This window comes from Streptomyces sp. NPDC046831 (assembly GCF_040645305.1).
Lineage (GTDB): Bacteria > Actinomycetota > Actinomycetes > Streptomycetales > Streptomycetaceae > Streptomyces.
Map to the genome: position 1 here is coordinate 65,138 of NZ_JBEYXZ010000009.1, position 11,145 is coordinate 76,282.

General features: G+C 69.4%; 9 protein-coding genes and 1 tRNA gene. All 10 read right to left on the reverse strand.

Annotated elements, in window-relative coordinates:
• Window positions 1–60 precede the first annotated feature (60 nt).
• The 10 genes from ABZ920_RS11020 to dnaN all read right to left on the reverse strand — a co-directional run bounded on the left by ABZ920_RS11020 (window position 61) and on the right by dnaN (window position 10,635).
• Complete coding sequence (locus ABZ920_RS11020) at window positions 61–402, reverse strand: hypothetical protein (RefSeq protein WP_361501616.1); 342 nt, start codon at window positions 400–402, stop codon at window positions 61–63.
• Window positions 403–518: 116 nt separating this feature from the next.
• Window positions 519–595: transfer RNA gene (locus ABZ920_RS11025), tRNA-Ile, on the reverse strand.
• A 100-nt stretch (window positions 596–695) separates the two neighbouring features.
• Complete coding sequence (locus tag ABZ920_RS11030) at window positions 696–1,487, reverse strand: DUF3566 domain-containing protein (protein ID WP_361501619.1); 792 nt, start codon at window positions 1,485–1,487, stop codon at window positions 696–698.
• 18 nt (window positions 1,488–1,505) lie between these two features.
• Entirely contained in the window at window positions 1,506–4,100 is a 2,595-nt protein-coding gene (gene gyrA / locus ABZ920_RS11035; protein ID WP_361501622.1) for a DNA gyrase subunit A, read from the reverse strand.
• Between the two features lie 42 nt (window positions 4,101–4,142).
• The gene (gene gyrB, locus ABZ920_RS11040) at window positions 4,143–6,224 is read right to left on the reverse strand and encodes a DNA topoisomerase (ATP-hydrolyzing) subunit B (protein ID WP_361501624.1); all 2,082 of its coding nucleotides are present in this window, start codon (window positions 6,222–6,224) and stop codon (window positions 4,143–4,145) included.
• Window positions 6,225–6,467: 243 nt separating this feature from the next.
• A complete protein-coding gene (locus tag ABZ920_RS11045) occupies window positions 6,468–6,602 on the reverse strand; it encodes a hypothetical protein (RefSeq protein ID WP_361501627.1) in 135 nt (44 codons plus the stop codon).
• Window positions 6,599–7,132, reverse strand: coding sequence for a DciA family protein (locus tag ABZ920_RS11050; RefSeq protein WP_361501630.1), 534 nt, complete (start codon window positions 7,130–7,132; stop codon window positions 6,599–6,601). The genes ABZ920_RS11045 and ABZ920_RS11050 overlap by 4 nt, the downstream gene beginning before the upstream one ends.
• Window positions 7,129–8,250, reverse strand: a complete 1,122-nt coding sequence (gene recF / locus ABZ920_RS11055; protein WP_361501633.1) for a DNA replication/repair protein RecF — start codon at window positions 8,248–8,250, stop codon at window positions 7,129–7,131. The genes ABZ920_RS11050 and recF overlap by 4 nt, the downstream gene beginning before the upstream one ends.
• Window positions 8,251–8,362: 112 nt before the next feature.
• Window positions 8,363–9,238: a phosphogluconate dehydrogenase (NAD(+)-dependent, decarboxylating) gene (gene gnd / locus ABZ920_RS11060; protein WP_361501636.1), complete on the reverse strand. Its 876-nt coding sequence runs from the start codon at window positions 9,236–9,238 to the stop codon at window positions 8,363–8,365.
• Between the two features lie 266 nt (window positions 9,239–9,504).
• A complete protein-coding gene (dnaN, locus tag ABZ920_RS11065) occupies window positions 9,505–10,635 on the reverse strand; it encodes a DNA polymerase III subunit beta (protein WP_361501639.1) in 1,131 nt (376 codons plus the stop codon).
• Window positions 10,636–11,145 lie beyond the last annotated feature (510 nt).

Sequence of the window (11,145 nt, forward strand, 5' to 3'; positions counted from 1 at the left end):
AAGCGGCTGGCACGCAACGGCGCCGGCCCTCCGGCAGATCCGTCCGTCCAGCAGTCGCGGTCAGTTGTCGGTGGTCCCGCCTCGACGTCGGAGCACCCGCCGAGCGCCGCGCAGCGCAAGGATGCAAAAAATCCGGAACACCATGAACACAGTGGTGAGAGCGAACGCGCGGGCAAGCACGTCAATGACCGTGGTCCAGGGATCGGGCAGGCCGAGAAGGAGTGACAGCTCTCCGAGGGCCGTGGTCAGCCCGAACATGAACGGCAGCCATTCCCAGTGAGTCCGTGAGCCCTGCCTGACCGCTGTCCGCCGCCTCCGACCCGTCACCCAGCTGAGGACGGCGCTCAGAACGATCAGCGAAGCGGGCGCCCACAGGTCCGACCAGTGCACCGTGAGCTGCACGGCTCCGCCCCCTTGCCGAGCTGTTGGAAGGCCCACTCACCGGCTGACCGCCGCTGCTGGTGTCCCGTGTGGGTGTGAGAAGACCCCCGGCCCAAGTGGACCGGGGGTCTTCTCGCTGGTGGGGCTAACAGGATTTGAACCTGTGGCCTCATCCTTATCAGGGATGCGCTCTAACCAACTGAGCTATAGCCCCGCCGCGCTCTGCGGTGTGCCCCGCGCGCTGACTCCTGAAGATTAGCGCACGACGTGGTCAGTCCCAAAATCGGTTGCCGGGCGCCGGTGCCCGCGGATCCTCACTCGTCCTCGGCCAGCGTCAGCTCGACTCCGCCGACGAAACCGGCGGAGAGGTTGTAGATGAACGCGGCGAGGGTCGCGAGCGCCGTGGCGAGGACGACGTCGATGAGCGCGATGATCGACGCGAACATCAGCACGTGCGGCAGGGACAGGAAGGACTGCAGGTCGAAGCCGTTCGACTCGTTCGAGCCGGTCGCCTCCGAGATGGTGCCGCCGACGGTGGAGAAGACGCCCATCGCCTCCAGCACCATCCACAGCACGGCGGCGGCCACGATCGTGCAGATGCCCAGCGCGATGGAGAGCAGGAAGCTCATCTTCATCACCGACCACGGGTCGGCCTTGGCCACCCGCAGCCGCGCCTTGCGGGTCCGCGGGGTCGTCGTGGCGCCCGTACGGGGCCGGCGCACCGCGCCCGCCTGGTAGGCCTGGGGCGGGTGGTAGGGCCCCGTCTGCTGCTGCGGCTGGCGCTCGCCCGGCAGCGGGGAGGCCGACTGCGGCCCGACCGTCTGGCCGGAGGCCGCCTGCTGGGCCTGCGGGCCTCGGGTGTCCGTCACCGTTCCCCCCTGGGATGCGTGCGTGTCGGGCGCGTGCGAGTCGGACGCGGACGGCTTGATCGCTTTGAGGTTGGTCGTGTGCGGGTCGGGCGCGTGCGAGTCGGGCGCGGACGGTTTGATCGCCTTCAGGTTGGTCGTGTGCGGGTCCGTCGCCTGCGCGGCGGAGCCACGGCCGCCGCCGTCCGCTTCCGTACCCGTGGGGGTACCGGCCGACCCGGCGCCCGTGGCTCCGCTCACGATCACTCTCTCCTCGTACTACTCGGCCGAGGGCGCCTCGCCCTCGTCCGTGCCGTTGGTCGCGGCGTCCTCCGCGGTCTCGTCCACGGCCACGTCGCCGTCGACTTCCTCCGCCTCGCGTCCCGCCTCGGCGTTACGAGCGATGCCGACGACGGCATCGCGCTTGCCCAGGTTGATCAGTTGGACGCCCATGGTGTCACGGCCCGTCTCCCTGATCTCGTTGACTCGCGTACGAATCACACCGCCCGACAGTGTGATGGCGAGGATCTCGTCGGTCTCCTCGACCACCAGCGCCCCCACGAGCGAACCGCGGTCCTCGACGATCTTGGCGGCCTTGATGCCGAGGCCGCCGCGGCCCTGGACGCGGTACTCGTCGACACGGGTCCGCTTCGCGTACCCACCGTCGGTGGCAGTGAAGACGAACGTACCGGGTCGGACGACATTCATCGAGAGCAGTTCGTCGCCCTCGCGGAAACTCATGCCCTTGACGCCCGAGGTGGCACGGCCCATGGGACGCAGGGTGTCGTCGGAGGCCGTGAACCGGATCGACTGCGCCTTCTTGCTGATCAGCAGCAGGTCGTCGTCGGCCGAGACCAGTTCGGCGCCGATCAGCTCGTCGTCGGAACCGTCCTCCCGCTCGCGGAGGTTGATGGCGATGACACCGCCGGAGCGAGGCGAATCGTAATCCTTCAGAGGCGTCTTCTTGACCAGGCCGGCCTTGGTGGCCAGTACCAGGTACGGTGCCGCCTCGTAGTCGCGGATGGCGAGGATCTCGGCGATCGCCTCGTCCGGCTGGAAGGCGAGCAGGTTGGCCACGTGCTGTCCGCGCGCGTCCCGGCCGGCGTCCGGCAGCTCGTAGGCCTTGGCCCGGTAGACCCGGCCCTTGTTGGTGAAGAACAGCAGCCAGTGGTGCGTGGTGGACACGAAGAAGTGGTCGACGATGTCGTCTTCCTTCAGCTTCGCGCCCCGCACGCCCTTGCCGCCGCGCCTCTGGGCGCGGTAGTCGTCGGTCTTGGTGCGCTTGACGTAGCCGCCGCGGGTGACCGTGACGACGATGTCCTCCTCGGCGATGAGGTCCTCGATGGACATGTCGCCCTCGTACGGGATCAGCTTGGTCTTGCGGTCGTCGCCGAACTTCTCGACGAGCGCCGCCAGCTCCTCCCGGACGATGCCGCGCTGGCGCACCGAGGAGGCCAGGACCTCGTTGTACTCGTTGATCTTCGCCTGGAGTTCGTCGTGCTCCTGGACGATCTTCCGACGCTCCAGGGCGGCCAGTCGCCGCAGCTGCATCTCGAGGATGGCGTTGGCCTGGATCTCGTCGATCTCCAGCAGGCTCATCAGCCCGCCGCGGGCGATCTCGACGGTGTCGCTGCGCCGGATCAGGGCGATGACCTCGTCGATGGCGTCCAGGGCCTTCAGCAGACCGCGCAGGATGTGGGCGCGCTCCTCGGCCTTGCGCAGCCGGAAGCGGGTCCGGCGGACGATGACCTCGATCTGGTGCGTCACCCAGTGGCGGATGAACGCGTCCAGGGACAGGGTGCGCGGCACGCCGTCGACCAGCGCCAGCATGTTGGCGCCGAAGTTGGTCTGCAGGTCGGTGTGCTTGTAGAGGTTGTTCAGGACGACCTTGGCGACCGCGTCCCGCTTGAGGACGATGACCAGGCGCTGACCCGTGCGGGACGACGTCTCGTCGCGGACGTCCGCGATGCCGCCGATCCTGCCGTCCTTCACCAGGTCGGCGATCTTCTGCGCGAGGTTGTCGGGGTTGACCTGGTAGGGCAGCTCCGTGACCACCAGGCACTGGCGGTTCTGGATCTCCTCGACCTCGACGACCGCGCGCATGGTGATGGAGCCGCGGCCGGTGCGGTACGCCTCCTCGATCCCCCGGCGGCCCACCACGAGGGCGCCGGTCGGGAAGTCGGGGCCCTTGATGCGCTCGATGAGCGCGTCGAGCAGCTCCTCGTGCGAGGCCTCGGGGTTCTCCAGGTACCACTGGGCGCCGGCGGCGACCTCGCGCAGGTTGTGCGGCGGGATGTTGGTCGCCATGCCGACCGCGATACCGGCGGAGCCGTTGATCAGCAGGTTCGGGAAGCGGGACGGCAGGACGGTCGGCTCCTGGGAGCGGCCGTCGTAGTTGTCCGTGAAGTCGACGGTCTCCTCGTCGATGTCGCGGACCATCTCCATCGACAGCGGCGCCATCTTGCACTCGGTGTACCGCATGGCCGCCGCGGGGTCGTTGCCCGGGGAGCCGAAGTTGCCGTTGGAGTCCACCAGCGGCATCCGCATCGCCCACGGCTGCGCGAGGCGGACCAGCGCGTCGTAGATCGAGGAGTCGCCGTGCGGGTGGTAGTTGCCCATGACGTCGCCGACGACGCGGGCGCACTTGTAGAAACCGCGCTCGGGGCGGTAGCCGCCGTCGTACATGGCGTACAGGACGCGGCGGTGGACGGGCTTGAGACCGTCGCGGACGTCGGGCAGCGCACGGGACACGATGACGGACATCGCGTAGTCCAGGTACGAGCGCTGCATCTCCGTCTCGAGCCCGACGGGCTCGACGCGCATCGCGAGTTCGCCGCCCTCTTCAGGGGTGACAGGGGTGTTCTCGTCGGCCATTGCTGGTGAGGATCCTTCCTGGTGCGGTCAGCTGAGACCGACTCAGATGTCGAGGAAGCGGACGTCCTTGGCGTTGCGCTGGATGAACGCGCGGCGGGCCTCGACGTCCTCGCCCATGAGGACCGAGAACAGGTCGTCGGCCTGGGCGGCGTCGTCGAGGGTGACCTGGCCGAGGACCCGGTGCTCCTGGTCCATCGTGGTCACGCGCAGCTCCTCGGCGTTCATCTCGCCGAGGCCCTTGAAGCGCTGGATCGAGTCCTCCCGGACCCGCTTGCCGCGCTGGCGGCCCAGCTCCAGCAGCGCGTCGCGCTCACGGTCGGAGTACGCGTACTCGACGTCGTCCTTGCCCCACTTGATCTTGTAGAGCGGGGGGCGGGAGAGGAACACGTGGCCGGCCTCGACCAGCGGCCGCATGAAGCGGAACAGGAAGGTCAGCAGCAGGGTGTTGATGTGCTGGCCGTCGACGTCGGCGTCCGCCATCAGGATGATCTTGTGATAGCGGAGCTTGTCGATGTCGAAGTCCTCGTGCACGCCCGTGCCGAAGGCGGAGATCAGCGCCTGGATCTCCTGGTTCTGCAGGATCTTGTCGAGGCGGGCCTTCTCGACGTTGAGGATCTTGCCGCGGATCGGGAGGATCGCCTGGTACTCCGGGTTGCGGCCGGACTTCGCCGAGCCGCCGGCGGAGTCGCCCTCGACGATGAAGATCTCGCACTTGGCCGGGTCGTTGGACTGGCAGTCCGACAGCTTGCCCGGCAGGGACGCGCTCTCCAGCAGGCCCTTGCGGCGGGTGAGGTCCCGGGCCTTGCGGGCCGCGACGCGCGCATAGGCCGCCTGGATGCCCTTGCGGATGATGTCCGCGGCCTCGTTCGGGTTGCGGTCGAGCCAGTCGGTGAGGTGCTCGTAGACGATCTTCTGGACGAAGGTCTTGGCCTCGGTGTTGCCCAGCTTGGTCTTGGTCTGGCCCTCGAACTGCGGCTCGCCCAGCTTGACCGAGATGATCGCGGTCAGGCCCTCGCGGATGTCGTCGCCGGTGAGGTTGTCGTCCTTGTCGCGCAGCAGCTTCTTGTCCCGCGCGTACTTGTTGATCAGCGAGGTCAGCGCGGCGCGGAAGCCCTCCTCGTGCGTGCCGCCCTCGTGGGTGTGGATGGTGTTGGCGAAGGAGTACACGCCCTCGCTGTAGCCGTTGTTCCACTGCATCGCGACCTCGACGGACAGGAGCTTGTCCTTGTCCTCGGCCTCGATGTCGATGACGGAGGGGTGGACCACGTCCCCCTTGCGGGAGTTGAGGTACTTCACGAAGTCGACGATGCCGCCCTCGTAGTGGTACGTGACGGACTTGACCTCGTCCTTCACGTCGGCGCCCGCCTCGTCCGCGCCGGTGGTGGCCTTCGCCGACTCCCGCTCGTCCGTGAGCCTGATGGTCAGGCCCTTGTTGAGAAACGCCATCTCCTGGAAGCGCCGCGACAGCGTCTCGAACGAGTACTCGGTGGTCTCGAAGATGTCGCCGTCGGCCCAGAAGGTGACCGAGGTGCCGGTCTCGTCCGTCGCCTCGTGCTTGGCCAGCGGGGCCGTCGGGACGCCCATCTTGTAGTCCTGCGTCCAGCGGTGGCCGTCGGTCCGGACCTCGACGGAGACCTTCGTCGACAGGGCGTTCACAACCGAGACGCCGACGCCGTGCAGACCGCCGGAGACCGCGTAGCCGCCGCCACCGAACTTGCCGCCCGCGTGCAGCACGGTCAGTACGACCTCGACGGCCGGCTTGCCCTCGGAGGGAACGATGCCCACCGGGATGCCGCGGCCGTTGTCGACGACGCGGACGCCGCCGTCGGCCAGGATCGTCACGTCGATGGTGTCGGCGTGGCCGGCCAGCGCCTCGTCGACGGAGTTGTCGACGACCTCGTACACGAGGTGGTGCAGGCCGCGCTCACCGGTGGAACCGATGTACATACCGGGTCGCTTGCGGACTGCGTCCAGACCCTCGAGGACAGTGATGGCGCTGGCGTCGTACGAGGCCGTGACCTCACCGTTCGAGGATGCGGCCCCGTTCACGCCGGCGTCGGTGGACGGGATGTTCTCGTTGGGGTTGCCGGAATCGGCCACGAAGCGCCCTTTCTGGCACAGCACGAGCCGGGCTCGGCGGCAGGTTGCCGGAGCGGCTGCGGCATGTTGCGTTGGTAAGCCTTGTTCAGCGTTGCTCAGCTTTTCCCGGGCGGTCCCCACAGGCGGGGCGGGATTGTCTTCCAGTCTACCGGTAGCACTGACAGTGATGGGGGTTTGCCGGTACCTGAGTCCGCATGTGCCGCCCTGAACCGGTCTCGGCCGGGTCCCGATATGCGGAAGGGGGCTCCAAGAGGCTCACAGCGGCACTCAGAGCTTCTGGACGTCAACCCCTCGCTCCTCGCGGGTCAGGTCGGTTCCCGCAAGGGTGTGCGGTTCCATGACGAACAGCCCGGACGGGTTCCCGGCCGGGCCGTCGTGACCGCTCAGTGTGAGGTCTGTCACCCGTACGTGTCGCCGGGTCCGGTGCTGCCCGGAGCCCTCAGGGGACCGTAGCGGCGGGCGGGACCGCCCGGCCCGAGCACCTTGATCAACTGCACCCTGCCGTGCCCCAGGTCCTCGTTGAGGCGGGCGACGAGCGTCGGCGCGAGCAGGCGCAGGTTCGTCGCCCAGGCCGTGGAGTCGCAGCGCACGGTCAGCACCCGCTCGTCCTCGTCGTACCGCTCCGGCACGCAGTGCTTGGCCACGTCCGCGCCGACGATCTGCGGCCAGCGCCCCATGACGCCGCCCACCGCGGCCGGGGCCTCCCAGCCCCGCTCGGTCAGCAGCCGGTTGATCGCCGCGCCCAGCGCCATGGGATCGCGGCCGTCCGCCCGCGCGCCCGAGCGCAGGCCCCCGCGCCGGGCCTGCTTGCGCTGCCGCGTGGCGTCCCCCCGCGCCCGGGCCGCCTCCTTCGCCGCCCTCAGCGCCACCCGCGCCAGGTCGACGCCGGAGGGCTCCGCACTCTTCCTCGGGGTCGGGTCCTCGCCGCTCATACCCGCTCCACCGCCCCGCCGGACACGGCGAAGCGCGTTCCGGTCAGCACGTGCGGCACGTCGTCGTCGACGGCGGCCGTCACCAGCACCTGCTCGCCGGGCGCGACCAGTTCGGCCAGGCGCTCGCGCCTGCGGGCGTCCAGTTCGGCGAAGACGTCGTCCAGGATCAGCACCGGCTCGTTGCCCTCGGCGCGCAGCAGGTCGTAGGAGGCCAGACGCAGCGCCAGCGCGAACGACCAGGACTCGCCGTGTGAGGCGTATCCCTTGGCGGGCAGCTGACCGAGCTTGAGGAGCAGGTCGTCCCGGTGCGGCCCCACGAGGGTCACACCTCGTTCGATCTCCTGCTTGCGGGCCTCGGCGAGCGCCGACAGGAGCTGGACGAACAGATCGTCGCGGGTGTGCGCCTCACCGGGGGCGGACGACTTGTACTCCAGGGCGACCGGCCCGCCGCCCGGCGCCAGCTGCTCGTACGCCTTGTCGGCCAGCGGCTGGAGCGCGCCGATCAGGTCCAGGCGCTGGGCCAGCAGCTCGGCGCCCGCGCGCGCGAGGTGCTGGTCCCACACGTCGAGTGTGGACAGGTCCATCGAGCGGCCGCCGTGTCGCCGGGCCAGCGCCGCCGACTTCAGCAGGGTGTTGCGCTGCCTGAGGACCCGCTCGTAGTCGGAGCGCACGCCGGCCATGCGGGGGGAACGGGCGGTGATCATCCCGTCGAGGAAGCTGCGCCGCTCGCCGGGATCCCCCTTGACCAGCGCAAGATCCTCCGGGGCGAACAGCACGGACCGCACGATGCCCAGCACGTCACGGGGCCTGACCTGCGAGGACCTGTTGATACGGGCGCGGTTGGCCCGCCCCGGGTTGATCTCCAGCTCGATCAGCTGCTGCCGCTCGCCCTGCCGCACCTGCGCCCGGACCACCGCGCGGTCCGCCCCCATGCGCACCAGGGGCGCGTCGGAGGCGACGCGGTGGCTGCCGAGGGTCGCGAGGTAGCCGACGGCCTCGACGAGGTTCGTCTTGCCCTGTCCGTTGGGGCCGACGAAGGCCGTCACGCCCGGGTCCAGCGGTACCTCCGCCCGCGGGTACGAGCGGAAGTCGGCCAGCGACAGATGCGTGATGTGCATGGTCGTTCGCCGACCTCCCAACGTGGTGCCTCGGGTGTCCCCGGTTCGTCCACGGCCTGTGGACGAACCGGGTCTGTCCTGGGGGTGCACGGTGCCGCCCCCAGGCTGTGGACTACTTCTTCTCGACCGCGTGGCCGCCGAACTGGTTGCGCAGCGCGGCGATCATCTTCATCTGGGGCGAGTCCTCCTGGCGGGAGGCGAACCGCGCGAACAGCGACGCGGTGATCGCCGGCAGCGGCACCGCGTTGTCGATCGCGGCCTCCACGGTCCAGCGTCCCTCGCCGGAGTCCTGCGCGTAGCCCCTCAGCTGCTCCAGGTGCTCGTCGGCGTCGAGGGCGTCGACCGCGAGGTCGAGCAGCCAGGAGCGGATGACCGTGCCCTCCTGCCAGGAGCGGAAGACCTCACGCACGTCGGTGACGGAGTCGACCTTCTCCAGCAGCTCCCAGCCCTCGGCGTAGGCCTGCATCATCGCGTACTCGATGCCGTTGTGGACCATCTTCGCGAAGTGGCCCGCGCCGACCTTGCCGGCGTGCACCGCTCCGAAGTCGCCCGCCGGCTTCAGGGCGTCGAAGACGGGCTGCACCTTGGCGACGTTCTCCTTGTCGCCGCCGTACATGAGCGCGTAGCCGTTCTCCAGGCCCCAGACGCCCCCGGAGACGCCGCAGTCGACGAAGCCGATGCCCTTGGCCGCCAGCTCCTCCGCGTGCCTCTCGTCGTCCGTCCAGCGGGAGTTGCCGCCGTCCACGACCACGTCACCGGGTTCGAGCAGCTCGGCCAGCTGGTCGATCGTGCTCTGGGTGGGCTCTCCGGCCGGGACCATCACCCAGACCACGCGGGGGCCGCTGAGCTTGCCCACCAGTTCTTCCAGGCTGTGGACATCGGCGAGATCCGGGTTGCGGTCGTATCCGATGACGGTGTGGCCGGCGCGGCGTATGCGCTCGCGCATGTTGCCGCCCATCTTGCCGAGGCCGACGAGACCGAGCTCCATCAGTTGCGTTCCTTAGGTTGCACGACGTGGCGTTCAGGCACTTTCGTACCTGCGTCCGAGCCTAAAGCCTGGGGGTACCTGCCACGCCTTTCGGGCAGCGGGGGACCTCACGCACATCTGTGGGCATACCCGCTCACTCGTACGCCCCCGTCCGCCGCGTGCCCGGCACCGGCCCACAGGCGCCGTGCGGGCGGCGGACCGGCACCGCTCCTCATGGGGCGGGTGCGGGCGGCGCCGGCCGCTCAGCCGCTCAGCCGCTCAGCCGCTCAGCCGCTCAGCCGCACCGGCATGATCAGGTACTTGTAGGCCTCGTCCGCCTCGGCGTCCACCGCCGGCCTGCCGCTGAGCAGCGCGGGCTTCGTGGACGTCGTGAAGGAGAGCTGGGCCACCGGGGAGTCGATGGCGCTGAGGCCGTCCAGCAGGAACGTCGGGTTGAAGGCGATGGAGATGTCGTCGCCCTCGAGCTGGGCGTCCACCCTTTCCACAGCCTGTGCGTCGTCGCTCGAGCCGGCCTCCAGGATCAGCACGCCCTGCTCGAAGCTCAGCCGCACCGGGGTGTTGCGCTCGGCGACCAGGGCCACGCGCTTGACGGCCTCCACGAAGGGGCCGGTCTCGATGACGGCGACCGAGTTGAACTCCGTCGGGAACAGCGTGCGGTACTTCGGGAGGTCACCCTCCAGCAGGCGCGTGGTGGTGCGCCGCCCGGCGCCCTCGAAACCGATGAGGCCCTCGCCCGCACCCGAGCCCGACAGCGCCAGGGTGACGGTGTCGCCGGCGCTGAGCGCCTTGGCGGTGTCCAGCAGCGTCTTGGCGGGCACCAGGGCGACCGCGGAGGCGTCCGGGTTCTCCGGCTTCCACAGGAACTCGCGGACCGCGAAGCGGTAGCGGTCGGTGGAGGCCAGCGTCACGGACTCGCCCTCGATCTCGATGCGCACACCGGTGAGGACGGGCAGCGTGTCGTCGCGGCCGGCGGCGATGGCGACCTGCTGCACCGCGGAGGCGAAGACCTCGCCGGGGACCGTGCCCGTGGCGTTCGGCATCTGCGGCAGCGCCGGGTACTCCTCCACCGGCAGAGTGTGGAGGGTGAAGCGCGAGGAGCCGCAGACCACGGTCGCCCGTACACCGTCTGTGGAAATCTCCACCGGCCGGTTGGGGAGGGCGCGGGAGATGTCGGCGAGCAGACGGCCGGAGACGAGGACCGTGCCCTCCTCCTCGACCTCGGCCTCGACGGACACGCGAGCGGAGACCTCGTAGTCGAAGCTCGACAGGCTCAGCTGGCCGTCCTCGGCCTTCAGCAGCAGGCCGGCGAGGACAGGCGCCGGCGGACGGGCCGGGAGGCTGCGTGCCGCCCAGGCCACTGCCTCCGCGAGTACGTCGCGTTCCACCCGGATCTTCACCGTAAGCCGCCTCCTGCTGTTGCTACTGAGTCCTCCGACTCGGTGTCACCGCCCTCTGCGACGGGCAGGACACCGGGGACCAGTCTGACGCACCGCGCTGACAGTAGGTGCCTGTCGGGGTCAAGTCGGGTCGAGGGGCAGCCGGGCTCGAGAGAGCGAGTTGTGCACAGGGCCCTCTTCGAAACGGATTCAGCGCTCTCTCTAGTCGGGAGTAGTAGTAGGGCCTGTGGATACCGTGGATAACCACGTTTGCCCAGCTCAGCGCGTGAATTTTGTCCACGGCCCCTGTGGGTGGCGGCGGTGGACAACCAGGGGTCTCTGTGGAGAACGGGAAGTTCTGCACACCCCGCCCACAGGTTGGAGGCACTTCTCCCCAGCTGCGTCCCCAGTTTTACCCACGTTTCCCACACCCCAATCCGGCACCTCGGTGTGACCGCTTTCACTCGGTGCGGTGAGGAGCGGCTCCGGGTTGCCGAACAGTGGACAGCCATGTGGAGAAGCCGCCGATCA